Genomic DNA, 26,059 nt, shown 5'->3' on the forward strand with positions numbered 1-26,059 from the left:
CAGAACAGTAAAACCAAGGCCTCAACGGTATGCCAAAAATAAAAATGCCGTTCACCTTAAGTGAACGGCATTACAGCCTAGGGCTGCTTTTTATTACACTTAAAACTTTCCGCAAAATTTTAGCTTTTTAACTCAAGAAACCTTTTCAACTGTCACAACCTGACTTGAATCATCTTCAGATTTTGGTACCGGCCAAGCGTTAATCACGGCCTTAACTAAAGAAGCTAAAGGTATTGCAAAAAAGACTCCCCATACTCCCCATAATCCACCGAACACCAACACCGCAGCGATAATAAATACTGGGTGTAGATCGACCGCATCAGAGAACAAAATAGGCACTAACACATTACCATCTAATGCTTGAATGATCCCATACCCTACCATCAGGTAACCAAACTCAGGACTGAAGCCCCACTGGAAAAAAGCCACCAATGCTATTGGAAGTGTGACTAAAGTGGCGCCTACATAGGGAATAAGTACTGACAGTCCGGTTAATACACCCAGTAAAGCTGCATATCGTAAATCCATAAAAGCAAAGAAGATGTAACTGACAACACCAATAATCACAATCTCAATCACCTTGCCTCTAATGTAATTGAAGATCTGCTGATTCATCTCATTCCAAACTTTACGGGCTAACTCTCTATTGGTTGGAAAGAAGCGTTTACTGCCTTGAATAAGTTGATCTTTATCTTTTAAGAAGAAAAATACTAATAGAGGGATCAAAATCGCATATACCATCAACACAAGTAACGATGCTGAATATCCTATCAATTGCTTACCGATATCAAGTAAGTGTTGGGTATCCAACATCTTTTTCAACTCTGCAACCATGGTATCTAACTGGCTGGGGTTCACAAATTGGGGGTACTGATTGATATAACTTTGCGCAGTAATGAGGCCTTTATCAATCATACTCGGAAGATCGGCAATTAGACTCACGCCCTGCTTCCAAATACTTGGCATTAAGCCAAAGCTAATCAATAGCATTAAGCCAATAAACAATACTAAAACTAAAGATGCTGCCGTTGTTCGATTGATACCTATTCGCGACATTTGTGCAACAGGCCACTCAAGTAAAAACGCTAGAACGAGTGCAATTAATAATGGAGCGAGTAAACCACCAGCAAAATAAATTGCTAAGGCTAAACCCGCAAGGATGAGGACTAAGGTAACGGCTTGTGGATCACTAAAACGTTCTTTATACCAACGGCTTAAAACAGATAACATTCAAACTCCCTAGTTCGACGACCTTTCTAGTCCTTGGTAGCCATCGTTATAATGATATTTACTTTATGTAAAATTTTATAAAGTCTCTTTTACTTGGTCACAGTTAGCGACAAAATGGTGTCATTATCTTCAGTTACTGTATAACAGAATCCCACTTTTTTTAAATAGCGGGGAACATCTTGCCTAGAACCGGGGTCGGATAATAAGACACGCATGCACTCCTCCGCTGAAAGTTGCTGCAACGCAAGTTTGACTTTGACTAACGGTAACGGACAACGGTATGGAGTTAAATCAATAATAATCATAATGAACTTGCTATAAACAATCTAAGGCTATTATCCTAATAAGCGACACAAACCACAAGTAAGCATTGTGACTAAGTGATAACAGAAGCATAGCCCAAATTAAGGATCCGCTTGAGTAAATTAACATTGTCTAAATCCGTCATTGCTGGTGCCCTTTCATTTATTTTATGCACTAGTTCACCTGTAAGTTATGCAAATAACGATTTACCTGACCTAGGTACAGCGGCAGTTAATACATTCAGCTTAGAAAAAGAAACTGAGTATGGTGACGCATATATGCGAGTTATCCGTGGCTCAGCGCCTATGCTTAATGATCCCGTTTTAAATCAATACCTAACTGAACTTGGTAATAAACTGGTAGCCCATGCAACAGGTGTAAAGACGCCATTTTATTTTTTCTTGCTACGAAATGATGAAATTAACGCATTTGCATTTTTCGGTGGCCACGTGGGTGTTCATACAGGATTATTCTTAAATGCCGACACCGAAAGTGAGCTAGCTTCAGTACTTGGGCACGAAGTAACTCACGTTACTCAACGTCACTTAGCACGCTCACTAGAAGCGCAGCAAAAAAGCTCCACTGCCACTATCGCTGGTATGCTTGGCGCTATCTTATTAACCATTGCCTCTCCGCAAGCGGGTATGGCGGCATTAGCAACAACTCAAGCCTTGGCCACTCAGTCTCGAATTAACTATACCCGTTTACACGAGAAAGAAGCTGACCGAATAGGCATGCAGATCATGGTCGACGCCGGATTTGACCCTAATGGCGCTGCTGACTTTTTTGGTAAACTGGCCACACGCTACCGATTTACCACTAAACCGCCACAAATGCTTTTGACTCACCCGTTACCTGAGTCTCGCATCTCAGAAGCCCGTATTCGTGCCGAACGCTACCCTCTAAGGCATGTACCAGATAACCTAAACTTCCAACTTGCTAAAGCACGGATCCAAGTGCGCTTCTCCGGCTATAGTGAACAAGCTGCCCTTTCTATATTTGAAAAACAGTTAAAACATAACCGCTACAGTTACAAAAGTGCAGCACAGTACGGTAAAGCATTGGCTTTATTTAGATTGAAGAAGTTTACAGAATCTGAAAAAATTATTGATGAGTTATTAGCTAAGAGTCCTAATAACTTATTTTACATTGATACTAAGACCGATCTGCTCAGCCAAAGAGGTGCTAATAAGGATGCGATTACCTTATTATTAGCGCAAAAGCAGCTAAAACCGACCTCTTCAGTTGTGAATACCAATCTGGCCAACATTTACCTGGAAGATAATCAGGTCAATAAAGCGATCCCCTTGCTTGAAGACCTTATTTTCCTCGATAAACAAGATCAGCTTGCTTATATCTTGCTACATCAGGCATACAAGAAAAATGGTAATAAAGCGATGGAGTACTTTGTTAAAGCAGAGTCTCTAGCGCTCGTAGCGGATTATAAAACCGCTATCGACCAACTCAATTTTGCATACCGAGAAGCTAAAGGAGATTCTCTGCAGCTAGCTCGAATAGAAGCCCGGATCAGGCAATTTAGACAAGCTGACAGGGCACTAGAGCAGCTACAATAAGCACAGTTAATTTGTGACTCCAGTCACAAATTAACGTATCATTAGCGCAACTTTTAATAACAATAAAAAGACTATGACAAACGTTAGTATTTATCACAACCCAAGATGTTCAAAAAGCCGCCAGACCTTGGCGTTATTAGAAGATAACAACTGCCAAATCGACATTATTGAGTACCTGAAAACACCAATATCAGTAGAGCAAATTACCGATATTTTAACAAAGCTCAATATCGCGCCAAGAGATATGATGCGGGTTAAGGAAACTGAATATAAAGAACAAGGTTTAAGTGATCCGTCTTTAACTCAAGCGCAGTTAATTCAGGCGATGATCAATACCCCTAAACTTATTGAACGCCCTATTGTTCTCGCCAATAATAAGGCTGCAATTGGACGTCCGCCAGAGAATGTTCTTACAATTTTATAAACGAGGTAAGTAATGAACTCGACCACCCTATTTAAGCTTTGCCGCACTGGTTATGTGGCATTGGTAATGTTGTTAGGGGCATGGTTCATACGCCAAGGGTTAACCGGCGAATACTCCATGCTATTTAGTCTACTCTGGCTTATTCCTCTATTGTTGCCACTGAAAGGCATTTTAACAGGTAAGCCATATACCTATGCTTGGGCAAGTTTTATTCTTTGCCTTTATATGTTGCATGCACTCACTTTGGTTTATGTTACCGAAACCGACACACTTTTTGCTGTCGTGGAGTCCTTGCTGATTGGCAGTTTACTCATTGGTTTTCCTTTTTACGCCAGGATCCGAGGGCGTGAGCTAGGGCTTGGATTGAAAAAGAAAAAGTAAGCTTTTTAGCACTGGCGGTTCCGGACCTACGCCAGTGCTCTATTCACCAATACTTCATCTTCTCTCGTTATAAAGCCTTGTTATACTCTTGTTCCCCTTGATCTTCAGCATTCAACATTCAATATTCAATATTCAATATTCAATATTCAACATTCGATATTCGATATTCGATATTCGACAACAATTTATTAAACAACACTTTGTTTGCGCAACAACTCACATGCTATATTCAGATGAATAAATTTAAAGCTTGTCGCTGAACATAATAAGAATAAAGGATAAATAGATGAAAAGGTCCTTAGGTTACGTGTTAATCGGTGTCATTAGCCTTACCGCATGTGGTGGCAGTAGTAACAATAATGACTCCTCTGGAGAGCTCACTCCTCCTCCCGTCATTCCTCAAGGTTTAGCTAGGTGTGATATACCCACTGAACTCAATCCTGTTGCAACAACCTCAGCGATTACCTTTTATACTGAAGACCAATACCTTGCCGAGCAACCAGGAGCAATAACGGTAACGCTTAACGGAAATAATGTGAGTGACTTTAGCTTTAACTGGACTCAACTATCCGGCCCTACGTTAATCTTAAAAAGTATTAAAAGCCCAGTATTAGCCTTTACCGCCCGCGAAAGTGGTAGTTACAAATTTGAAGTAACGGCTAGTAAAAATGACATAACCTATATTGAGTCAATCGAAATAAATTTAACTGCTGCCAGTGCAGAACAATTATCAGCTCGTGTTGATCATCAAGCAAGTGAAGGTAACTCGGTTAGCTTTAGGCTTGATACTCCAGAGACAAATCCACCCACTGAGATTAATTGGTGTCTAGCAGCGGGTCCAAGCTTAACAGTCGACATCAGTACGCCGGAACAAGCCTTACTTACCGCTCCAAGTGTCAACGAAGACACCATCAGTATCCTTAGAGCCACTGCTGTCATCAACGGCGAAACTGTAACCGATGACGTGCAACTTTTAATCACGAAAGAGGCCGCTATTACGTCCTCTTATTTCGATGAGAGAGTGGCTAAGACCTTTGCCTATAATGCTGATTCTCCCTATAAAAACGAACTACAACCCTGCGTTTATTCAAATCAGTTACAGCAGAGCTGTAACATTTCACGCCTGCCTCTGATTGGACAAAAATCAGGGATAGATAAACAAGCAATCTTAGACAGAGTATTGGTTTCGCACCAATGGATGGGGGAGAATTTCGAGCACTTTCTTGAAAACCTAGATCCGAATAGTGATTTTGCAACACTATTACAGTCGGTAACCGCTGTAGTTATTAGTTATGATGTAAGGCCATCATTTTATTGGGTAGTCACTGGGGCAATTTATCTAGACCCAAACGATCTATGGTTACTTGCACAAGAGCGGGACACCATTAATGAAGCGCCTGATTATCGAAGTGCCTTTGGTAATGATTTGAATTTTTTAATGCCATGGCGATATGTTAAAAACAACAGCTATACATCCTATATAACGCCTAGAAATGTAAGAGTTGACCGCACGGCCGAACAAATGATGCCGGATTTAGCATCCTTGCTCTATCATGAATTGGCTCACGCCAACGATTTCTTCCCAAATAGTGTACATGCCAGCCTATCAGGTCCAACATTACTCGATGATTACTTCCGTCGAAGTGATGCAAAGCAGTTAGTATCAGATCAACTTACTGCTCTTTACCCTCTAAATAGCCAGGAAATGACAAATTTAGCAGAGGTCAGCTTTAAAGGGGAAACGGCTAATGATCCCCAAAAAGCCTACATCGCTGCAGATATCACCAGTTTCTTCTCTCCCGATAGAGCCAGTGACTATTACGCCTATTCGACCAAACGCGAGGATGCCGCCATGCTGTTTGAAGAAGCCTTAATGAGTCATAGATACTCAATCCAGCGTGATGTAGCCGTAACAGATAAACCTGATAATCCCACAGCAAGCTCAATTAGTGTTAACTGGGGACAGCGTGGACGAATTGGTGATGCAAAACTTGAAAATCGCGCTGCATTTGTTATCAATCAAATGATGCCTGACCTTGATGGTGCAACATTAGTGAACCAGCTCCCAGACCCCATTGCCATGAAGCAAGGACAATCATGGGCGGATAACTTAGCCATATCACCAGTCAATAACGCATTAGAAAAATCTTTAGCCTTAAGTGGTAACGTCTCAGAGCCTACTTTTGTACACAAGCTTAGATTTAGTGGAGACCGACACACTAAGCCCATGGATTAGAACTTGTATTTGAGCAATAGCAGACACAAAAAAGCCCAGACATCTCATCTGGGCTTTTTGTTATATCTGTTCAGTCTCATTAGGCAGAGGCTTTAATATCTGTTTATTAACTATTAACCTAATGCTTAGTAGCACAAAGTTAAGTTTAGCAAACTCAAACCCATCAAGCTTATGTTCATCAAGCTAGGTTCTCAGTTTATAAACGCAGCATCTCTTTAATAAAAGGGATAGTCAATTTACGTTGATGCACCATAGATGCTTTATCGAGCCTATCTAACACGTCAAACAATGTTCTTAAATCTCTGGCTAAGCGGTTTAATAAAAAGCGCCCTACATCTTCAGGTAACTGTAAGCCTCGCATCGCAGCACGGCGTTGCAGTGCCGCGAGTTTTTCTTCATCAGCCATAGGTTGTAGCTGGTAATTAAGCCCCCACTGCATTCGAGAGACTAAATCCGGTAAAGAGAAACCGCTATCACTTGGTGAAACACTTGCACTAACAATCAGCGAGCAGGTCTTCTGCTCAGAAATCCGATTATAGAGATCAAATATCGCCTCCTCCCATAAAGGGTGTCCTGCAATCGCATCGACATCATCAATACAGACGAGATCGAGTTTCTCTAAGCCTTCTAATAACGCTGTAGAAATACTCGCATGGATCCCTAAAGGAATATAAAAGCTACTTCGGCCTAGATCATTTGCATGAGCACAGGCGGCGTGCATAAGATGGGTGCGTCCGGACTTTTCTGGACCCCATAAAAAAACTGCACCTTCTGACCTACCCTCGGCACAAGCTTGTAAACTTTGAATAAGCTCATCGTTACCCGCTGCAGGATAATAACTATTGAAGGTTTCATCATCAGGTAGATGAACTGGTAATGATAACTGTAAAGGAGAGTTTGACTTCACTCAGGTGCTTCTCAACGACGCAATATTTCTATATTAGACATACATGGTAGCATGTGTGTCACTTGATTGGGAGTTATTGACCTTTCCAATAATAGATCTGTGTCTCTTTCTGAGCTTGAACTTGGGTCTCTATTGTTGAATAGTCCAAGTTTTGCTGGCTATTGCTCGATACCGACTCAATTCGAGGGTCAAGAGCCATTAATCGATGCAAGTCTGCTTCATTACCAAAAAGGCGCAAATTAAATTCAATCGTCTGTCCTTCAATACGGCTAATGCTTGCCGACTTAATGGCACTTAGCTGATCTAAGTAACGCTCAATCGCAACTAATTGCTTCATATCAGATATATCAGCAAAAGAAATCTTGGTGGTTTTCTGCTCCCCAGAGTCGGCTATCGCATACTGCCCCACATAATACTCACTGGTCGCTGCAACCATAGCGGCAACAGCCTCATCAATCGTAGCAGCCTCGCCACTCTTATTAATAACAGCTGTTAATTGCAGCGATTGAGCCGCTTTTTCACGTGGGTAAAGACTCATTTGATAACGGTATGTACTGCCTTGTGGCTCAATCGCAGCCATGATGAAGTAATTGGATTGATAACGTAAAGAGGCATCAGCCACATTGTCGCTAAAGTTACCACGAATATCATTTACACCGACCTTCATCGAGTCATCAAGATCCATTAACGGAAACAACACTGGCGCGCCTCGAGTCGCTGACTCACGATCAAAAACCTGGCGGCTAACATTGCTAGATGCATCACTTATTATTTCACGTTCACCATGTTCATTGATAACTAACCAGACTAAAGTCAACGGTCTCTGTTTGCCCCAAACTGGCAACCCCGCTTCTCGTAACAGTGCAATAATACGTTTGTGGTCAAAGTTTACTTTCAAGAACAGTTCACCATTATCTTCAAAATAACCGTATTGCGTCATCAATGAGCTCGCATTACCAAGCTGCTTTTTTATTGCTTCGTTTGAAAGCGCGCTCTGAGTCCCTGAATTTTTTAAAATCACTTCTTCAAAGGCTTGTTTGATCCCTTGACTTCTAAGTGCCGTAGATCTTGAATCGATGGGCACAACACCTTCATCGAGGAACTTTACCTCGGCCGCAGTAACATGCGTTGAGAAGCCAACGAGAAAAGAGACAGTAATAAAAGTACGTAAAATGAGTTTTAACATGTTTTAGATTCAAAGACGGCTCGATAAATAAAATTGTATCACATCTATTATCACTTTTGCCGAGATAAAGAGACATCCTCATTAAAGGCTAAACCCCACTTTCATGTTCCACTTCACATACCAAAACATTAAAAACAGTTATCATTGATAGGTTTACTTAAAATAAGAGAGAAATAATGAAAAACCTGACAATGCCTTTGCAAGGAGCACAAATGCTGTTCGTAGCCTTTGGCTCGCTGGTATTAATGCCCTTGCTAACAGGCCTAGATACTAACGTTGCACTCTTTACCGCTGGTATCGGCACTCTGCTTTTCCAATTAATCACAAAACGTCAAATCCCCATCTTTCTAGCGTCTTCTTTCGCTTTTATCGCACCTATTATGTACGGCGTACAAACTTGGGGGATCCCATCGACCATGGGCGGTTTAATGGCTGCAGGTGTTGTTTATGTAATTTTAGCAACCGTCATTAAAGTTCGTGGTGGTGGCTTCATTAAACGCTTGTTGCCTCCAGTTGTTGTAGGGCCAGTCATCATCGTTATTGGCTTGGGCTTAGCGCCTGTTGCTGTCAACATGGCTGTCGGTAAAAGCGGCGACGGTAGCCTTGTGCTTATCGAGCAAAATACTGCATTACTTATCTCTCTAGCATCTTTATTTACCACCATCGCCGTCGCTATATTTGCCAAAGGCATTTTAAAACTAATGCCAATATTAGCCGGCATTACGGTAGGTTATGGATTAAGTTTGGCTTTCGGTATTGTTGACTTTACGCCAGTTAAAGAAGCAGCTTGGATTGCTATGCCCAACTTTGTGGCGCCAGAATTTAACTGGCATGCTATTTTATTTATGATCCCCGTTGCAATTGCCCCAGCGGTTGAACACATTGGCGATATCTTAGCTATCTCAAATGTAACAGGTAAAGATTACCTCAAAAAGCCAGGCTTACACCGCACCTTAGCAGGTGACGGTGTGGCGACTATTGCCGCATCAGCATTTGGTGGACCGCCAAACACAACCTACTCCGAAGTGACTGGCGCTGTAACACTTACTAAGAATTTCAACCCAGTGGTAATGACATGGACAGCTGTTACAGCCATTTTATTCTCTTTTGTCGGCAAGCTAGGTGCACTACTGCAAACGATTCCAGTACCCGTTATGGGCGGGATCATGTGTTTGCTATTTGGCTCTATTGCTGCTGTCGGTCTTAACTCTTTAATTAAGAATCAAGTAGACATGAATGAGCCACGCAACCTTAGTATTGTTGGCGTGACGTTAGTGTTTGGCATTGGTGGTATGGCATTTGGTATCGGCTCATTTAGCTTAACCGGGATCAGCCTTTGCGGGATCTTAGCTATCGTTATGAACCTCGTACTGCCAGATAATGCGGCCTCGCATACAAAAATTATTAATGAAGAGATCAATCCATCTTTGTAAAAGTCTAGACGTTTGCTCATATACGTTTAAGCCATAAAAAAGCCCCTAACGACTCACATCGTTAGGGGCTTTTTACAGACATAATCAAAGTTAAGCTTGATCGTCTTCTGTTTTATATTTAGCAGCAGTTTCTTTAATAAGCGTTTGTAGCTCACCTTTTTGGAACATTTCAGTCAGAATGTCACAACCACCAATTAGCTCGCCTTCAATCCAAAGCTGAGGGAAAGTCGGCCAGTTAGCATATTTTGGTAGTTCAGCACGGATATCTGGATGCTGGAGGATATCAACAAATGCAAATTGCTCTTCACAATTAATCATGATTTGAGCTACTTGAGAAGAGAAACCGCAGCTTGGTAACTTTGGTGAACCCTTCATATATACAATAATTGGATTTTCGGCGATTTGCTGCTTGATCTTTTCTACTGTTTCCATTTTTCTTTCCTGATTAGAACTTCATTACAATCTCGACATTGTACGCCAGTCTTTGGCAGAACAAAAACCTACTTTTAATAGGGACAATAACTAATAGAAATAAACGATTAAGATAATCGCTCAATTTGAATAAACAATGATACACTTCACAAGTTTATTAGGTAAAATGTTCCGCAGTGAGCAAGAACGCACAAATAACAAACTAGAAGTTAACGGAGAAAACTAATGGCTTTTGAATTACCAGCATTACCTTACGCAAAAAACGCACTTGAGCCACATATCTCAGAAGAGACCATTAACTACCACTACGGTAAGCACCACAACACTTATGTTGTTAAGCTTAACGGTTTAGTTGAAGGTACTGACATTGAGCAAAAGAGCCTAGAAGAGATCATTAAGACCTCTACTGGTGGTATCTTTAATAACGCAGCTCAAATCTGGAACCACACTTTCTACTGGAACTGTCTATCTCCAAATGGCGGTGGTGAAGCAACCGGTCCAGTTGCAGATGCAATCGTAGCGGCTTTCGGCTCATTTGAAGCATTTAAAGCACAGTTTACTGATTCTGCAGTCAACAACTTCGGTAGCGCTTGGACTTGGCTAGTAAAGAACGCTGACGGCACTGTTGCTATTGTTAACACAAGCAACGCAGCGACACCTCTTACAGATGAAGGTGTAACTCCAATTATGACTGTTGATGTATGGGAACATGCTTACTACATCGACTACCGTAACGTGCGCCCTGACTATTTAGCGCATTTTTGGGAACTTGTTAACTGGGAATTTGTTAACGCAAACTTCGCTGGTTAATCATTTAATTTCTCAGATAATAAAGAGGAGCCTTTAGGCTCCTTTTTTATTGTGTATTTACATCCCCTGCTTGCTTTATCTCAAGTGCAACTATTGCAAATGCAACTATTTCTTATTGTTTTTATTTACTTTTTTACTACACGGCTCACATTTAACGTCTAACATTAAAGATAGGGGGCCAAATTAATTAGCCTCTAAACTTACCATTTGTGCGTTTCAGGGGGCCGGTTATGAGTATATTTGAGCATTACCAACAGCGCTATGAGAGAAAGCTTGATGAAGAATATTCATTAGAAGACTTTTTAACCATTTGTAAAAATGATAGAAGTGCATATGCATCTGCTGCAGAGCGCTTATTAATGGCTATTGGAGAGCCAGAATTCGTAGACACATCTAAAGATCCCATACTTAGTCGACTATTTTCCAATCGACTTATTTCTCGTTATCCAGCATTTAAAGATTTTTACGGTATGGAGGAAGCGATTGAGCAGATCGTTGCTTATTTAAAACACTCGGCTCAAGGTCTTGAGGAGTCAAAACAGATCCTTTACTTACTTGGACCAGTAGGGGGTGGTAAATCTTCACTTGCCGAAAAACTTAAAGCTTTAATGCAAGATGTACCTATATATGTACTGACTGCCGATGGCGTGCGCAGTCCTGTTAATGATCACCCATTTAGTTTATTTAATCTTGATGAAGATGGAAAGCTGTTAAAAGAAGAGTACGGCATTCCCGATCGGTATTTAAAAACAATCATGTCTCCTTGGGCCGTCAAGCGCTTACATGACTTTGGTGGTGATATATCCAAATTTAAGGTGGTAAAGGTCTACCCTTCTATCCTAGATCAACTCGCCATTGCTAAAACGGAACCCGGCGATGAGAACAACCAAGATATTTCATCATTAGTTGGTAAGGTCGATATTCGACAGTTAGAACACTTTGCTCAACATGATGCCGATGCCTACTCTTATTCCGGCGCATTATGTCGAGCGAACCAAGGTATGATGGAGTTTGTAGAGATGTTCAAAGCCCCCATCAAGGTGCTTCACCCATTACTGACGGCGACACAGGAAGGTAACTACAACGGAACAGAAGGGTTATCAGCCCTACCTTTTAGTGGCATTATTCTGGCTCACTCGAATGAATCTGAGTGGACAACCTTTAGAAACAACAAGACCAACGAAGCGTTTTTAGACAGGGTCTATATTGTTAAAGTACCTTATTGCCTCAGAATGACAGAAGAGGTACGGATTTACCAAAAGCTGTTGTCCAATTCAGAACTGGCTAACACCCCTTGTGCACCTGGTACACTAGAAACCCTCGCACAATTTAGTGTCCTTTCACGTGTAATTGCACCTGAGAACTCATCAATCTATTCAAAAATGCGGGTTTATGACGGTGAAAGTCTAAAAGACACCGATCCTAAAGCTAAATCCTATCAAGAGTACCGCGATTACGCAGGTGTAGACGAAGGGATGCAAGGTCTATCAACGCGCTTTGCCTTTAAAATCCTCTCTAGGGTGTTTAACTTCGATCATACCGAAATTGCCGCAAACCCAGTGCATCTGTTTTATGTATTAGAACGACAAATAGAGCAGGAGCAATTTCCATCAGAAACTGCTGAGCGTTATTTAGAGTTTCTAAAAGGTTATCTCATCCCTAAATATGTGGAATTTATCGGCAAAGAGATCCAAACGGCTTATTTAGAGTCCTACTCAGAATATGGTCAAAATATCTTCGACAGATACGTGACTTATGCAGATTTCTGGATCCAAGACCAAGAGTACCGCGACCCTGAAACCGGTCAATTATTCGATAGAGCAGCGCTAAACTCAGAGCTTGAAAAAATAGAGAAACCAGCAGGAATTAGCAACCCTAAAGATTTCAGAAATGAGATCGTTAACTTTGTCCTGCGTGCTAGGGCCAATAATGAAGGCACTAACCCATTATGGACAAGTTATGAAAAGCTCAGAACGGTCATCGAGAAAAAGATGTTCTCAAATACTGAAGATCTGTTACCCGTCATTTCTTTCAATGGCAAAACCTCTACTGATGATCAACGTAAGCACGATGACTTTGTGAATCGAATGATGGAAAAAGGCTACACCCAAAAACAAGTAAGACTACTCTCAGAATGGTATTTAAGAGTTAGAAAGTCTTCTTAATAAGCCCTAAGGGGAGTTTACTCCCCTTCTAATAGGCTAGGAGGTGCGCATGACAAGTTTCATTGATAGAAGACTCAATGCTAAAGGGAAAAGCACTGTTAATCGACAGCGCTTTATTAATCGATATAAGAAACAGATTAAAAAGGCGGTAAGCGACGCCGTGACTCATCGTAGCGTTACCGATGTTGATAAGGGCGAGAAAATTAGTATTCCGACCCGAGACATTAGTGAACCCACTTTTCATCAGGGTAATGGCGGCGTTCGAGAACGAGTCCATCCAGGAAATGACAAGTTTGCCAAGGGTGATCAAATTGAGCGACCACCTTCAGGACCGGGGCAAGGTGCAGGTCCTGGAGAAGCATCTGACTCTGGTGAAGGTGAAGATGACTTTGTATTTCAAATTTCAAAAGATGAGTATTTAGAATTGTTGTTTGAAGATCTTGAGCTACCTAATCTTCAAAATAACCGCTTAAATAAATTAGTAGAGTACCAAGTTTACAGAGCAGGCTTTACTAATGATGGCGTGCCCGCAAATATCAATATTGTACGATCTCTTCGTTCATCACTTGCACGAAGAACCGCAATGACGTCAACGAAAAGATCTAAATTGAAACTTCTAGAACAAGAGCTTAATGAATTGGAAAATACGCCAGGCTCTGAAGCTGAACGAATTTTAGCTCTAAAGTGTGAAATTAAAGACTTAAAAGAACGTATAAAGAAAGTACCTTTTATTGATACTTTTGATTTACGTTACAACAACTATGCCAAACGTGAAGTGCCTTCAAGCCAAGCGGTAATGTTTTGCTTAATGGACGTGTCTGGGTCAATGGATCAAGCAACCAAAGACATGGCAAAACGCTTTTATATTCTACTTTACCTTTTTCTCACCCGTACCTACAAAAACTTAGAAGTGGTATACATACGTCACCATACCCAAGCAAAAGAAGTTGATGAGCACGAGTTCTTCTACTCTCAAGAAACCGGCGGAACGATTGTATCGAGTGCACTTAAACTTATGCATGAAATTCAACAGAAGCGTTATCCAGAAAATGAATGGAATATTTACGCAGCTCAGGCATCTGACGGGGATAATTGGGCCGATGATTCCCCTTCATGCCATGAACTCTTAGAGAAGAAGTTACTACCTGTTGTTAGATACTTTAGCTATATAGAGATCACTAACCGCGCCCATCAAACACTGTGGCGCGAATATGAAGATCTTAAAAAGTCTCATGCCAATATTGCAGTACAACACATAAAACAGGCAGAAGACATTTATCCCGTTTTTAGAGAGTTATTTAAGAAACAGGCTGTTTAGGGGGCGTTTATGGATAGTCCAAATAAAAGAACACCAATGGATGATGGACCAGATTGGAACTTTGATCTGTTACAGACCTACCTTACCGAAATTGAACGAGTAGCGGGTATTTATCGTTTAGATGCATACCCAAATCAGATTGAAGTTATTACTGCTGAGCAGATGATGGATGCCTATGCCGGTATTGGTATGCCTATTGGTTACACACACTGGTCATTTGGTAAACGCTTTATAGAGACCGAGCAAGGTTATAAACGTGGCCAAATGGGGCTCGCCTACGAAATTGTTATCAATTCAGATCCATGTATCGCCTATCTAATGGAAGAGAATACCATCACTATGCAAGCGCTGGTGATGGCACATGCGAGTTTTGGCCATAATAGTTTTTTTAAAGGTAATTACCTTTTTAAAACCTGGACCGATGCAAGTTCGATCATTGATTACTTAGTGTTTGCTAGAAATTACATTAGCGAATGCGAAGAGCTCTATGGCATTGAAAAGGTCGAAAGTATCATCGACTCTTGCCATGCACTCATGAGTTACGGTGTCGACAGGTATAAGCGCCCTAGTGAAATCTCATTCAGGGAAGAAAAGATTCGCCAAAAAGACAGAGAAGCTTACCTACAAAGCCAAGTCAATGAACTATGGCGAACCATACCCGAACTTCCGCAAGAAGAAGCAGAAGAGAAGCAAGCTTGCTTCCCTGCTGAGCCGCAGGAAAATATACTCTATTTTATAGAGAAAAATGCGCCTCTGCTTGAGCCTTGGCAACGGGAAATAGTGCGTATCGTCAGAAAAATGGGCCAGTACTTCTACCCTCAAAAACAGACGCAAGTCATGAATGAAGGCTGGGCCACTTTTTGGCACTATACCATTCTCAATCACCTATATGACGATGGACTGGTAACAGACCGTTTCATGTTGGAGTTTTTACAAAGCCACACTAACGTTGTCGCACAGCCTAGCTACAACAGCCCTCATTACAGCGGGATCAACCCCTATGCACTAGGCTTTAATATGTTTGTCGACATTAGACGGATCTGTGAAAACCCAACAGATGAAGATAGACAGTGGTTCCCGGAAATTGCTGGAAGTGATTGGTTAACCACGCTGCATTTTGCAATGGAAAACTTCAAGGATGAGAGCTTTATCAGTCAATACTTATCGCCAAATATTATTAGGCAATTCAAGTTATTTTCTATATTAGACGATGATAGGAAAAATCATATCAGTGTTTCAGCTATTCACGATGAAGAGGGCTATAAAGAGATCAGGCACAAACTATCTCAACAATATAACTTGTCCAATCTGGAACCTAATATTCAAGTTCAAAAAGTTGAAGTGACTGGGGATAGATCTTTAACGTTGAGATATATCCCAAGCGCTAGGATCCCGCTAGCAGGCACTTGCCAAGAAGTCGTTAAACACCTCCACCGCCTTTGGGGCTTTGATGTAAAACTCGAGCAATATAACGATGAGAGTAAAACGACTATCATCGCAGCCTGCCCTGAAGTCCTTGAGGAACAAAAAAGCTAAGCCTAGCTGCAGGTATAAAAAAAGCGCCTAATCAGGCGCTTTTATCAAATCAACTTAAAACTTAAGCGAATTTGAAGTCAACGTGTTCAATCATTGGCTTGAACGCGTGGCGTTGCATGTCTTGAACGCGAACTTTAACATCTTTACCTTCTAGAGCGATAGTTAGCTCAGAAGTGTAGAAATCTTGGTTCTCTTGAATGTTGATGATATCTTTGTGATCAAAAACAATAGCGATAGGCTCTTTACCTGGACCATAGATAACAGCAGGTACTTTGTTCGCGTGACGTAGGCGGCGGCTCGAACCTTTCCCGATTTCAGTACGAACTTGTGCAGCGATAGTGTAAGACATATTTAACTCACTTAATAAAAAATAACATAAAATTTAAGGTTATGATTTTCGACCAACCATGACCTGCTAAACGCGGGGCGGATTCTACCATAGAATATCCCGTTTAACAAAGATGATAATGCCCGTATTCTTTCACCACGCTAAAGCGACCTTACCAGTGTCTTACGGGGCCCGTATCAATATGGACAAAGCCTGAACTTGGGTAGTAACCCACGCCGCCAAGCTTAAGCTCAATAGCAGCCTCGCGTATATCAGCCAACTTTACGCCGGGCAAAGCAAGATCGAGTGCCATACCTTTCATATGGTAGCTCTTTTTCGCTACACCATTGCTTCTTTTCGCTAACATGGCATTCGTTTTTGGCGAACGATAGCCTGATATTACGTGTAATTCATCTTCAAAACTAAGTGACTCTCTCAATTGATAAGCAAAATCAAATAAGCGCTTATCCATTGGCGCAGCTTCATTTTGACGATGATCACGAAGAACTTGACTGAAGTCTGTCAATATTTCGTTTTGATAATCACCATCTATCCAGTAGCTTCCCTGCCCGCGTTCACCTGTATGGCGGTTATAAAAACCTAAATTTCTAACGCCTTTAGTTGAACGACTTGCGTGAGCTTTAGATGGCAACATTGAAAACATTGCAACACCACCTAAACCCAATAATAACTGTCTACGAGAGGAACATACTACTGACACACTTTCACCATCGATTACTTTTCCAACAACTGGCAGGCAAATTAACCCGAAGAATTGAAGAAAGCAAGTAATCAGGGTAAATTAGTTAAAACTGTTTTATAAGTCTTTGATTTCAGCAGTGGCACTGCCCGCAAGGGTATTTGAAGTTTGTAAATGGTAGATGTCATTTCTAAACTGGGCTTGATTGTCATCGTCGATCCAAGCGGTCCAATACACTAAATGAACATTTAATGTCGAATTTAGCGCAAACCACTGCGTTCGCGTTCTCTCTGCATGCCTATCAACCCAAGTCTGCTTATCCTTTATTAAATGAGCAGCCATCCAATTAGCAAGCCCCTCCACATTTTCCACACGTATACACCCTGACGATAGAGCACGATTGCTACGCTCAAATAGCTTGGGATCTGATGTGTCATGAAGAAAGATACTAAAATCATTGGGAAAGTAGAATTTATAACGACCTAATGTATTATTATTGCCCGGACGCTGTACAAATCGATACGGGAATGGACCTCTAGCTAAGTCACTCCATTGCTGAGCAGTCCTTACAACTAAATTATTATTACGGTCAAATACATCAAAATTTCTGTTTGTGATGTAATTACCATCTAACCTCACTTGCGGTAATAAGTCCTTATAAAGAATATTTTTCGGTACTCGCCAACTTGGATTGATCACAACATTTGATATTGCGCCGCTTAGTAAGGGCGTTGCTCTATAAGGTTTACCGACGATGACTCTGGACTCCAGTTCAATTTTACCTTTATTAAACAAAGCCATTTCAAATGCAGGTATATTAATAACTAAAAAGCGCTCATCTCGCTGAGCCATAAATTCAGCCTTCAACACAAAGTTGCTAGCTAACATCCTCGCCCTTTCATTGGGTTGAACATTTATCCATTTCATTGTTTCCGGGCCAATAATACCGTCTGGTTGTAAACCATGCCTTCGTTGAAATCGTTTTATAACCAATGCTAGCTCTTCATCAAGCATAGTAGATGTTGTTGCAGAGCCCTCTGCGTCCCCGAGTAACCACAAACGTTTAGCGATAGTTGGAATACTCGGGTGCTTTTTTCCTGGGCGGATCAGCTCGTCGATGATTATCGGTTGCCACCAGCCCTGCTGCGCTAACCATTGTAAATGACGAATTCTGTTTTGAATCTCAAGGTAACCATTGAGCTCTGGCTCTAATGCCATAGCCCTCATGAATGGATCTTCGAATTGATTTGCTGAGGAATTGCGAATGGGAATATGCCGCGTCAACCAAAATTGCGCAACCTCATGCTCAATCGGTTGCAACTCGGATTGAGAAAGGTCAGGTTGAGAAAGTAGTTGTTTATATTGGTCAAACTTGCTTTCACTGCCGACTAATGCCATTAAAGACACTTGCTGATACAGCATGTTTTGAGCCCGCATGAGTCGCTCATCAGCAACGCTAACAAAGGTGACGCAATACAAGGTAAAACAGCATAAATAACTACAAAAGCGCATCAAGCCCCCTTTCAATATCTCTATTTCAAGTATGGCAAACAATTATGTTTTGTATATGACGTTAGGCAGTATATAAGTAAGCAAATTTTCTATCTGACAAAAAATAAAAAGCCCCTTATATAAAGGAGCTTGATTTTATTAACTTTTAAAGAATATGTAAGCTGATTAAATACTCAAAGCACTTCGACCAACTTCGGTCTTTCCTGTTGCTGGATAGTATTTCAATTCCCAGTTCTCAGCACCTTTAGAGCGGTCATCTGCAATATAGTTGTAGTAGCAGTAAGTATTAGCATCAGTCATAGGCCCACCAGAGTACCAGTAAATAATATCATCGCCTTTATCAAAGGTATTGTTGATGTGGCTTTCTAATGTATATTCATCATTATCAAGCAAGCCCTGCCAAATTTCTTTGCAATTATCACCGTTTAAAAGTGTACCGTTTTTACTGGTAGAAGTATCTGTGCCTAAAGGATAACCAGTAACAGAAGAATCTAGAGTTCCATCACCATAACAAGCTAAATTCATTTGATAACCGCTTTTACCTGAAGTGAGCCAACAGCTATGATAGAGCTTCACCCCCGTGGTAAAACTAGCAAATGCACTCTTGATTGATGCATCGTGAGCATCCTGAGTCAAATTGATAAACCTTGGCGCTGCTACAACTGCTAATATCCCTAAAACAATGATCACAACGACAAGTTCAATTAGGGTAAAACCTTTAGCCATTACTTTCATAACACACTCCACGGCATTAAGATGGACGAGAATTTAACGAGTAAACACCACCATATAGCGTGTAATTAACTCATTTCAGATTAACCTACATGAGATTAAGTCATTTCAAAGTAGGTCATTCTATGTGATTTTAGCAACATAACACTCGCATGAAAACGGTACAAAAACAAACCCAGCTTCTAATGTGTTAGCTTTCTCTGTTGATGACTTGATGAAGACAGTCCCCGTGCCAGACTCGCTTTTATCAAAAAGAGTGACACGTTTATTCAGTGAGGGCGTCTGGATTTTAAGGTATACCATTATTTAACGAGCTAAATTTTAGGTACAAAAAAGCCCCGACATTGTCGAGGCTTATCTGCAACTCTCCGTAGAGAATTATTTGGTACCCGTGGCCAGACTTGAACTGGCACGCTTATTCAGCGAGGCATCTCTTATAAAAAATAAATCCCTTGTCGATTATTTCATGCTTCAGAATTATCTACTCAAACTCTAGACGTAAAATAAACAGCTCAATGGCTGGTTTAGTCACTCTTCGTATGCAGATAGTCCCCGTGGCCAGGCCTGTTTTATCAAATGAGTGGCACGCTTATTCAGGGCTTAATTTGAAATACAAAAAAGCCCCGACATTGTCGAGGCTTATCTGCAACTCTCCGTAGAGAATTATTTGGTACCCGTGGCCAGACTTGAACTGGCACGCTTATTCAGCGAGGCATCTCTTATAAAAAATAAATCCCTTGTCGATTATTTCATGCTTCAGAATTATCTACTCAAACTCTAGACGTAAAATAAACAGCTCAATGGCTGGTTTAGTCACTCTTCGTATGCAGATAGTCCCCGTGGCCAGACCTGTTTTATCAAATGAGTGGCACGCTTATTCAGGGCTTAATTTGAAATACAAAAAAGCCCCGACATTGTCGAGGCTTATCTGCAACTCTCCGTAGAGAATTATTTGGTACCCGTGGCCAGACTTGAACTGGCACGCTTATTCAGCGAGGGATTTTAAATCCCTTGTGTCTACCGATTCCACCACACGGGCAAACTCTTTGACTTTGACGATACGTATTGTCGGTATCAATACTGCCTGACTTCTTAATGATTAAGTGTCAAACTCACCAAACTCTTGTTCTTTATAACTATAAAAAGTTATGGAGGCGCGACCCGGAGTCGAACCGAGATCGACGGATTTGCAATCCGCAGCATAGCCATTCTGCCATCGCGCCATAACTTTAAATTGGAGCGACATATCGGGTTCGAACCGATGACCTATACCTTGGCAAGGTATCGCTCTACCAACTGAGCTAATGTCGCTTTTCAATTTAAACTGTATTCAAGTTCTTGCTTAGTTCGCTTCCCCTTGACTACGGAATGGCATTCTACCGATAAAATACCAAGAGTCAACGCTATATTTATCGATAAATGACTGTTTGCCCACTTATTGATCTCATTATCCCTTTAACGAGCTATTCCGCAGTTAAATCGGCCCAAGCGGCCAAAATATAACTTACCATTGACCAAAATGTCAGTACAGCTGCAATATAGAACAAGCCGAAAGCTGCATAAGTTATCAACTCGTTTGGCTGCCAAATTAAACCGGTAATGGCCGCCATTTGAGCAGCGGTTTTATACTTGCCAATCCAAGAAACTGCAACTGCACCTCGTTTACCTATCTCAGCCATCCATTCACGCAATGCTGAAATGACTATTTCGCGGCCAATCATAAATAAAGCCGGTAATGTTAACCAAATATTGCTGTATTCGGAAATAAGTAAGACTAACGCCGTTGTTACCATGATTTTATCGGCAACGGGATCAAGAAAAGCGCCAAAACGAGTCGATTGCTTCAACTTTCGCGCAGCGTAACCATCTAGTGCGTCAGTCACTGCTGCGAGCCAAAAGACAAATGCAGCGGCAAAAGGAGACCAGGGTTCTGGTATATAAAAAAGTACAACAAAAACAGGAAGCAGAGCTAACCTGAAAAGTGTTAACGCAATAGGAATGTTAAACGGCATTGTAGAACCTAATATTCAAAAGCAGCGCCAATCTTGCCTTAATTTTGTTACCCTCGCAATGCATCATGTATCGTTTGTGCCATTTCTAAGCTAATACCGGGAACTTTTACCAATTCAGACACACTTGCGCCTTTCACTTCTTGCAAACCACCTAAATATTGCAACAAAGCTTTACGTCTCTTAGGACCAACGCCAGCGATGGACTCTAACGTTGAAGTGTTACGCGTTTTTTGTCTTTTATTACGATGCCCTGTGATCGCAAAGCGATGGGACTCATCACGAATGTGTTGGATTAGGTGTAACGCGCCAGAATCTGCAGGTAAAGTGAATGACTCCTCATTCTCGCCATAGATTAATGTTTCTAAACCTGGCTTTCGTCCTTCGCCTTTAGCGACACCAATTAACGTTGGGGCATTGTCCAGTGCCACAAACTTTTCATCTACGACTTTTTGAGCAATCCGCAACTGCCCTATACCACCGTCGATAAACAGAATATCGGGAATTTTCCCGCTGCTACTGATTTTGTCAAAACGACGACTAATAGCTTGCTTCATCGCAGCATAATCATCACCAGGGGTGATACCAGAGATATTATAGCGCCGATAATCAGCCTTGCTTGGTCCCTCTCGATTAAACACCACACAAGATGCTACCGTGCTCTCTCCCATAGTATGGCTAATATCGAAACATTCCATTCGCTGGATTTTATTGGTCGACTCAATTGCTTCTTCTAACAATAAGAAACGTTGCTCTACCGTGTTTTTATGGGATAAGCGAGTATTGACCGCATTGGTCGCATTAGTGAGTGCTAGGCGTAAGAAACTGGCTCTTTCACCACGAACCTGAGTCTTTATTTCCACTTTCTTATGTTGCGCGGCCTCTATCGCCTCGGCCAATTCTGCTTGTTCTTCGAAAGCATTGCTGATCAAAATTTCTTTCGGTGTTATGCGTTGGCTATCCGAGTTTAGGTAGAACTGCAGCATAAACGAGCGTAAAACTTCTGAGACTTCCGTATCAACAGGTACTTTCGGATAATAACTGCGGCTGCCAAATATTTTTCCTTCCCGAATAAATAACAGATGAAAACACGCTACGCCGGATGCATAGTAAGCGCCGATAACATCCATATCACCAGTGGCATTCGACACCTCTTGCTGCTCTGACACCCGTCTTAATGCGGTAATTTGATCTCTAAAGAGTGCCGCCTGCTCATAGCGCATATCACTGGCCGCTTGCTCCATTTTACCCACCAGAACAGACATAACTTGGTGATCTTTACCTTTTAAAAATAAGGTTGCCAACCGCACCTGCTCTTGATAATCCTCAGCAGACACCTTACCTACACAAGGCGCACTACAACGACCTATTTGATATTGCAAACATGGACGTGAACGTGACTTGTAATAGAGGTCATCGCATTGCCTTATGGGAAAGAGTTTCTGCATTAAGTGCAAGCTTTCTCGCACCGCGCCACCATTGGGATAAGGCCCAAAGTACAAACCTTTATCTCGTTTGGGACCACGGTGATAGGCTAAGCGTGGATGCTTATGATTACTGAGTAAAATGTATGGATAGGATTTATCATCTCGGAGCAATACATTGTATTTAGGCATGTACTGCTTGATATAGTCATTTTCTAAAATTAACGCATCAGTTTCACTGTGTGTCAGCGTCACGTCAATATTAGCGATATGTGACACTAAAGCTTGGGTTTTCACATTGGCGAGGTTTTTGCGAAAATAGGAGGAAAGCCGCTTTTTTAAGTCTTTGGCCTTCCCCACATAAATCACAACAGCTTTGGCGTCATACATCCGATAAACACCGGGTGATGATGTCACTGTTTTTAAAAACTCATTTGCATTAAACGCTTCAGGCATAAATTTGTAAGCCAGTTATTTAAAATTGTCCTGTATCCAACATTTTATATCGAATAGCTAAACGAGTCAGCTCTACATCTCCCCCAATACCTAACTTGGCAAATAAGCGGTATCGGTAGCTATTGACCGTTTTGGGGCTAAGGTTTAACTGCTCTGAGATCTCACTCACCTTTTCACCATTGGTGATCATCAGCATTATTTGCAGCTCTCTTTCTGATAAAGACTTAAAAGGGTTCTCTTCAGATTGGTTAAACTGACTCAGTGCCATCTGCTGTGCGATTTCTGGTGACAAATACCTTTGCCCATGAGCAACCTGTCTAATGGCTTGTAGAACCTCTGGTGAAGTCGCTCCTTTTGTTAAATAGCCAGAAGCACCTGCTTGCATCACTTTTGTAGGAAAAGGGTCTTCTGTATGAATAGTAAGTACGATTATCTTAGCATGGGATTGAAAGCGAAGAATTTTGCGAGTTGCTTCTAACCCACCAATACCCGGCATATTCATATCCATCAAAATCACGTCGGCTTCGTTTTTTCGACACCACTGGACTGCGGTTTCGCCATCACCAGCCTCACCCACGACTTTAATGCCTCGTTCATCTTCGAGGATCCGTCTAATACCCGTTCTCACTAATTCATGGTCATCAACTAAATATACAGAAATCAAAGCCGTCTTACCTTTAGATGCTTGATTTAAATCCATGTAAAAAGATTCAAGTCAATAATGTTATAAAGGTTAATTTATCGCATCTAACTGCATATAGAAAGTAAAATCTCTCTAATCCTATAGAGATAGTTACAGAAAATATCACCAAATAACAATGACTTAATATAAAAAGCAAAAAGGCAGCCATAAGGCTGCCTTTTCTAAATGTGGCGGAGAGATAGGGATTTGAACCCTAGATGGGCTATAAACCCATGCCGGTTTTCAAGACCGGTGCATTCGACCACTCTGCCATCTCTCCGAACGAAGTAGATATTATTCGTTTCCGATAATCTTGTAAACCCATTTCCAACAAAATAGCGACTCAACCCGCTCTACCGCTTAACTATTGGACGACAGATAAGAACCGTTATCTGGGCAGCTTAAATGAGCCTAGAGAAAGTTAACCCTTGTCTTAAACACACTGGCAAATCGTTAACTGTCAAAGCCTGTCGAAAAATGTGCTAGTATCACCCTACTAAAAATAGACATATACTTTTATGAACTCAAACGTCATTCCTGCTTCTGCTCTTGTTCCCAGTTTCAACCTTCCAGCTGAACAGGCGTTCACCTCCAGCCCAAAGGCCGATCTTCTAGGTCAAGAACGCAGTCTCGATGCATTTCGACTACTTACTGTAACCGATAATCAGCACATGTTTTTAGCTGATTATTTTGGTTGCAATCGAAAGCGGATTATCGATGCCTTAGTAAAAGAACAAGGCCAGTTCCCTCCCCTTAGCTTAGTACTTGATGATAAAGTTACAGCTTGGGTTGAGCATGATGAACATAGCGACAATCGCCTTGCGACTAAGACTCACGAGTATCAGTATCTGTCCGGTTCAATACGTAAAGTCGATTTAGTCGGTCGCTACCATAGTGAATCACAAACTTATGAAGCTGGCTTACTTGCCAGCTGTCATTATCTGTTTATCTGTGCGGACTCCCTTTGGAAGAGGGAGAATTTGTGGGACCTATTACTTGAGATCCTCGATAAACAGACTTTTCAAGTCCACTCGCAGTTACCGGCTCTAGCATTAAACTGCAAAATCATCCTGATTGGGTCCAGCCATCAATATGGTAGCTGTTGGTTAGGTGAACCTAGCTTTTCAAGGCACTTCCCACTTCTTGGGGAGTTAATCAATGAGGTAGATCTCACTGAGCATTCAGCATTAGAGTACTGCCATTGGTTAGCGAGTATATTTAATAATCTTAATGTCAGTTTGACTCGCTCTGCTTTACTGTTATTACTGCAATACAGTGCAAAACTTGCCGACCATCAGCAGCGCCTTAGTCTAATGGCTGTCAATATTGAACACTTGTTGGCTCAAGCCAAAGCCTATGCTCAAGATTATGAGATCTCAGAGCCGGTATTACTGCACAGTATTACCATGATTAACCAACGTCATAATGCATCTGAACAACTTTCTGCACAAAACTTTGATGACCTATTTATTAACCTACCCACTCAAGATGAAATCGTAGGCCAAATTAACGGGTTGACCGTAATTGAAAACGCAGAATTCAGTTACGGTGAGCCAGCCAGAATCACAGCTTCTGTTCATTACGGTGATGGTGAAGTGGCCGATATTGAGCGTAAGTCTGAATTGGGCGGTAATATTCATGCCAAAGGTATGATGATCCTGTCGGCATGTCTGTACCGGATCTTTGGTAAAGATGCCCCACTCCACCTCAATGCTAATATCGTATTTGAACAATCTTATCAGGAGATTGATGGTGACAGTGCCTCTCTTGCTGAATATTGCAGTTTAATTTCAGCTATTTCAGAAAAGCCAATTAAACAAAGTTTAGCCGCTACCGGTGCCATCGATCAATTTGGTAATGTACAGGCCATCGGCGGTGTTAACGAAAAAATTGAGGGCTTTTTTAAACTATGTAAACGTCGAGGGCTCACTGGCCAACAAGGCGTGATTATCCCTAGCTCTAATATGCAACAACTGAATCTACATCACGATGTTGTTGAAGCCATTACTGCGGGTAAGTTCACCTTATACCAAGTAAAGCATATTGATGAGGCTGTGGAGATCTTAATGCAGACGCAGGCTGGTAATGCTGATGAAGATAATCAGTTTCCAGACGATTCAATCTATGGATTAGTGCAATCTCGCTTAGAAAGCTTGGCGGGCTACCAGGAAGAAGAAAAAGGTCTTTTTGCAAGATTGATCGAAAAACTAAGATTTTCTAGCTGATCGGAGTTGTTTAGCGTACACGTGTTCGCTAACCTTGGCAGCTCAAATTGCTGGAG

Annotated in this window: 22 protein-coding genes and 4 tRNA genes; 10 read left to right on the forward strand and 16 right to left on the reverse strand. The window is 41.5% G+C overall.

From position 1 onward, the window contains the following. Positions 1 to 132: 132 nt before the first annotated feature. Positions 133 to 1,230 carry an AI-2E family transporter gene (locus ACVBIK_RS11015; protein WP_447169682.1) on the reverse strand — a complete coding sequence of 366 codons (1,098 nt, stop codon included), beginning with the start codon at positions 1,228 to 1,230 and terminating at the stop codon, positions 133 to 135. Positions 1,231 to 1,319: 89 nt separating this feature from the next. Beyond that, complete coding sequence (locus ACVBIK_RS11020; RefSeq protein ID WP_447162712.1) at positions 1,320 to 1,535, reverse strand: sulfurtransferase TusA family protein; 216 nt, start codon at positions 1,533 to 1,535, stop codon at positions 1,320 to 1,322. Between the two features lie 111 nt (positions 1,536 to 1,646). On the opposite strand from ACVBIK_RS11020, the gene bepA reads away from it, so the two are divergent. From bepA to ACVBIK_RS11040, 4 genes are all read left to right on the forward strand, one after another. Next, positions 1,647 to 3,107, forward strand: coding sequence for a beta-barrel assembly-enhancing protease (bepA, locus tag ACVBIK_RS11025; RefSeq protein WP_447162713.1), 1,461 nt, complete (start codon positions 1,647 to 1,649; stop codon positions 3,105 to 3,107). A gap of 73 nt (positions 3,108 to 3,180) precedes the next feature. After that, positions 3,181 to 3,531, forward strand: a complete 351-nt coding sequence (gene arsC / locus ACVBIK_RS11030; protein WP_447162714.1) for an arsenate reductase (glutaredoxin) — start codon at positions 3,181 to 3,183, stop codon at positions 3,529 to 3,531. Between the two features lie 12 nt (positions 3,532 to 3,543). Continuing rightward, entirely contained in the window at positions 3,544 to 3,912 is a 369-nt protein-coding gene (locus tag ACVBIK_RS11035; RefSeq protein WP_447162715.1) for a DUF2069 domain-containing protein, read from the forward strand. A 286-nt stretch (positions 3,913 to 4,198) separates the two neighbouring features. Continuing rightward, the gene (locus tag ACVBIK_RS11040) at positions 4,199 to 6,148 is read left to right on the forward strand and encodes a hypothetical protein (RefSeq protein WP_447169683.1); all 1,950 of its coding nucleotides are present in this window, start codon (positions 4,199 to 4,201) and stop codon (positions 6,146 to 6,148) included. Positions 6,149 to 6,344: 196 nt separating this feature from the next. Here ACVBIK_RS11040 and hda read toward each other — a convergent pair whose 3' ends face one another. Together hda and ACVBIK_RS11050 are read right to left on the reverse strand one after the other, a co-directional pair. Next, positions 6,345 to 7,055, reverse strand: coding sequence for a DnaA inactivator Hda (gene hda / locus ACVBIK_RS11045; protein WP_447161303.1), 711 nt, complete (start codon positions 7,053 to 7,055; stop codon positions 6,345 to 6,347). Between the two features lie 73 nt (positions 7,056 to 7,128). Then, complete coding sequence (locus ACVBIK_RS11050) at positions 7,129 to 8,241, reverse strand: DUF2066 domain-containing protein (RefSeq protein ID WP_447169684.1); 1,113 nt, start codon at positions 8,239 to 8,241, stop codon at positions 7,129 to 7,131. A 176-nt stretch (positions 8,242 to 8,417) separates the two neighbouring features. Here ACVBIK_RS11050 and ACVBIK_RS11055 point away from each other — a divergent pair, with 176 nt between their 5' ends. Then, positions 8,418 to 9,674, forward strand: coding sequence for a uracil-xanthine permease family protein (locus tag ACVBIK_RS11055; RefSeq protein ID WP_447161305.1), 1,257 nt, complete (start codon positions 8,418 to 8,420; stop codon positions 9,672 to 9,674). A gap of 90 nt (positions 9,675 to 9,764) precedes the next feature. Here the strand turns inward: ACVBIK_RS11055 and ACVBIK_RS11060 are convergent, their stop codons facing one another. After that, positions 9,765 to 10,106: a Grx4 family monothiol glutaredoxin gene (locus ACVBIK_RS11060; protein ID WP_447161306.1), complete on the reverse strand. Its 342-nt coding sequence runs from the start codon at positions 10,104 to 10,106 to the stop codon at positions 9,765 to 9,767. Positions 10,107 to 10,331: 225 nt separating this feature from the next. Between ACVBIK_RS11060 and sodB the strand changes: the two genes are divergently transcribed. From sodB to ACVBIK_RS11080, 4 genes are all read left to right on the forward strand, one after another. Beyond that, positions 10,332 to 10,916, forward strand: a complete 585-nt coding sequence (gene sodB, locus ACVBIK_RS11065; protein ID WP_447169685.1) for a superoxide dismutase [Fe] — start codon at positions 10,332 to 10,334, stop codon at positions 10,914 to 10,916. A 230-nt stretch (positions 10,917 to 11,146) separates the two neighbouring features. Next, on the forward strand, positions 11,147 to 13,081 hold the full coding sequence (locus tag ACVBIK_RS11070; protein ID WP_447161308.1) for a PrkA family serine protein kinase: 1,935 nt from the start codon (positions 11,147 to 11,149) through the stop codon (positions 13,079 to 13,081). A gap of 49 nt (positions 13,082 to 13,130) precedes the next feature. Beyond that, entirely contained in the window at positions 13,131 to 14,399 is a 1,269-nt protein-coding gene (locus ACVBIK_RS11075; RefSeq protein ID WP_447169686.1) for a YeaH/YhbH family protein, read from the forward strand. 9 nt (positions 14,400 to 14,408) lie between these two features. Then, positions 14,409 to 15,935, forward strand: coding sequence for a SpoVR family protein (locus ACVBIK_RS11080; RefSeq protein WP_447162826.1), 1,527 nt, complete (start codon positions 14,409 to 14,411; stop codon positions 15,933 to 15,935). A 61-nt stretch (positions 15,936 to 15,996) separates the two neighbouring features. Here the strand turns inward: ACVBIK_RS11080 and rplY are convergent, their stop codons facing one another. The 11 genes from rplY to ACVBIK_RS11135 all read right to left on the reverse strand — a co-directional run bounded on the left by rplY (position 15,997) and on the right by ACVBIK_RS11135 (position 24,058). Continuing rightward, a complete protein-coding gene (gene rplY / locus ACVBIK_RS11085; protein WP_447169687.1) occupies positions 15,997 to 16,284 on the reverse strand; it encodes a 50S ribosomal protein L25 in 288 nt (95 codons plus the stop codon). Positions 16,285 to 16,435: 151 nt separating this feature from the next. Then, positions 16,436 to 16,927: a DUF882 domain-containing protein gene (locus ACVBIK_RS11090; RefSeq protein ID WP_447161378.1), complete on the reverse strand. Its 492-nt coding sequence runs from the start codon at positions 16,925 to 16,927 to the stop codon at positions 16,436 to 16,438. 153 nt (positions 16,928 to 17,080) lie between these two features. After that, positions 17,081 to 18,361 carry a L,D-transpeptidase family protein gene (locus ACVBIK_RS11095; RefSeq protein ID WP_447162827.1) on the reverse strand — a complete coding sequence of 427 codons (1,281 nt, stop codon included), beginning with the start codon at positions 18,359 to 18,361 and terminating at the stop codon, positions 17,081 to 17,083. 279 nt (positions 18,362 to 18,640) lie between these two features. Further along, positions 18,641 to 19,210 carry a type II secretion system protein gene (locus tag ACVBIK_RS11100; RefSeq protein WP_447161313.1) on the reverse strand — a complete coding sequence of 190 codons (570 nt, stop codon included), beginning with the start codon at positions 19,208 to 19,210 and terminating at the stop codon, positions 18,641 to 18,643. 950 nt (positions 19,211 to 20,160) lie between these two features. Further along, a tRNA-Leu gene (locus tag ACVBIK_RS11105) sits at positions 20,161 to 20,246 on the reverse strand. A gap of 110 nt (positions 20,247 to 20,356) precedes the next feature. Then, a tRNA-Cys gene (locus tag ACVBIK_RS11110) sits at positions 20,357 to 20,430 on the reverse strand. A 12-nt stretch (positions 20,431 to 20,442) separates the two neighbouring features. Then, positions 20,443 to 20,518: transfer RNA gene (locus ACVBIK_RS11115), tRNA-Gly, on the reverse strand. A gap of 152 nt (positions 20,519 to 20,670) precedes the next feature. After that, the gene (gene pgsA / locus ACVBIK_RS11120) at positions 20,671 to 21,219 is read right to left on the reverse strand and encodes a CDP-diacylglycerol--glycerol-3-phosphate 3-phosphatidyltransferase (RefSeq protein ID WP_447161314.1); all 549 of its coding nucleotides are present in this window, start codon (positions 21,217 to 21,219) and stop codon (positions 20,671 to 20,673) included. Positions 21,220 to 21,266: 47 nt separating this feature from the next. Then, positions 21,267 to 23,096, reverse strand: coding sequence for an excinuclease ABC subunit UvrC (gene uvrC / locus ACVBIK_RS11125; protein ID WP_447161315.1), 1,830 nt, complete (start codon positions 23,094 to 23,096; stop codon positions 21,267 to 21,269). A gap of 19 nt (positions 23,097 to 23,115) precedes the next feature. Continuing rightward, on the reverse strand, positions 23,116 to 23,760 hold the full coding sequence (gene uvrY, locus ACVBIK_RS11130) for a UvrY/SirA/GacA family response regulator transcription factor (protein WP_447161379.1): 645 nt from the start codon (positions 23,758 to 23,760) through the stop codon (positions 23,116 to 23,118). A gap of 207 nt (positions 23,761 to 23,967) precedes the next feature. Beyond that, positions 23,968 to 24,058: transfer RNA gene (locus ACVBIK_RS11135), tRNA-Ser, on the reverse strand. 238 nt (positions 24,059 to 24,296) lie between these two features. On the opposite strand from ACVBIK_RS11135, the gene ACVBIK_RS11140 reads away from it, so the two are divergent. Further along, on the forward strand, positions 24,297 to 26,003 hold the full coding sequence (locus tag ACVBIK_RS11140; protein WP_447169688.1) for a S16 family serine protease: 1,707 nt from the start codon (positions 24,297 to 24,299) through the stop codon (positions 26,001 to 26,003). Positions 26,004 to 26,059: the final 56 nt, after the last annotated feature.

Source organism: Shewanella sp. 125m-1, assembly GCF_052977065.1.

Bases quoted from the DNA above. Each gene is read 5' to 3' on its own strand.
- ACVBIK_RS11095 (WP_447162827.1), bottom strand. From the start codon at position 18,361: ATGGCATTAGTCGGCAGTGAAAGCAAGTTTGACCAATATAAACAACTA.
- ACVBIK_RS11020 (WP_447162712.1), bottom strand. From the start codon at position 1,535: ATGATTATTATTGATTTAACTCCATACCGTTGTCCGTTACCGTTAGTC.
- ACVBIK_RS11060 (WP_447161306.1), bottom strand. From the start codon at position 10,106: ATGGAAACAGTAGAAAAGATCAAGCAGCAAATCGCCGAAAATCCAATT.
- pgsA (WP_447161314.1), bottom strand. From the start codon at position 21,219: ATGCCGTTTAACATTCCTATTGCGTTAACACTTTTCAGGTTAGCTCTG.
- rplY (WP_447169687.1), bottom strand. From the start codon at position 16,284: ATGTCTTACACTATCGCTGCACAAGTTCGTACTGAAATCGGGAAAGGT.
- ACVBIK_RS11040 (WP_447169683.1), top strand. From the start codon at position 4,199: ATGAAAAGGTCCTTAGGTTACGTGTTAATCGGTGTCATTAGCCTTACC.
- ACVBIK_RS11100 (WP_447161313.1), bottom strand. From the start codon at position 19,210: ATGAAAGTAATGGCTAAAGGTTTTACCCTAATTGAACTTGTCGTTGTG.
- ACVBIK_RS11070 (WP_447161308.1), top strand. From the start codon at position 11,147: ATGAGTATATTTGAGCATTACCAACAGCGCTATGAGAGAAAGCTTGAT.
- ACVBIK_RS11015 (WP_447169682.1), bottom strand. From the start codon at position 1,230: ATGTTATCTGTTTTAAGCCGTTGGTATAAAGAACGTTTTAGTGATCCA.
- ACVBIK_RS11055 (WP_447161305.1), top strand. From the start codon at position 8,418: ATGAAAAACCTGACAATGCCTTTGCAAGGAGCACAAATGCTGTTCGTA.
- ACVBIK_RS11075 (WP_447169686.1), top strand. From the start codon at position 13,131: ATGACAAGTTTCATTGATAGAAGACTCAATGCTAAAGGGAAAAGCACT.
- ACVBIK_RS11090 (WP_447161378.1), bottom strand. From the start codon at position 16,927: ATGTTTTCAATGTTGCCATCTAAAGCTCACGCAAGTCGTTCAACTAAA.
- ACVBIK_RS11035 (WP_447162715.1), top strand. From the start codon at position 3,544: ATGAACTCGACCACCCTATTTAAGCTTTGCCGCACTGGTTATGTGGCA.
- ACVBIK_RS11050 (WP_447169684.1), bottom strand. From the start codon at position 8,241: ATGTTAAAACTCATTTTACGTACTTTTATTACTGTCTCTTTTCTCGTT.
- uvrC (WP_447161315.1), bottom strand. From the start codon at position 23,096: ATGCCTGAAGCGTTTAATGCAAATGAGTTTTTAAAAACAGTGACATCA.
- sodB (WP_447169685.1), top strand. From the start codon at position 10,332: ATGGCTTTTGAATTACCAGCATTACCTTACGCAAAAAACGCACTTGAG.
- ACVBIK_RS11080 (WP_447162826.1), top strand. From the start codon at position 14,409: ATGGATAGTCCAAATAAAAGAACACCAATGGATGATGGACCAGATTGG.
- arsC (WP_447162714.1), top strand. From the start codon at position 3,181: ATGACAAACGTTAGTATTTATCACAACCCAAGATGTTCAAAAAGCCGC.
- ACVBIK_RS11140 (WP_447169688.1), top strand. From the start codon at position 24,297: ATGAACTCAAACGTCATTCCTGCTTCTGCTCTTGTTCCCAGTTTCAAC.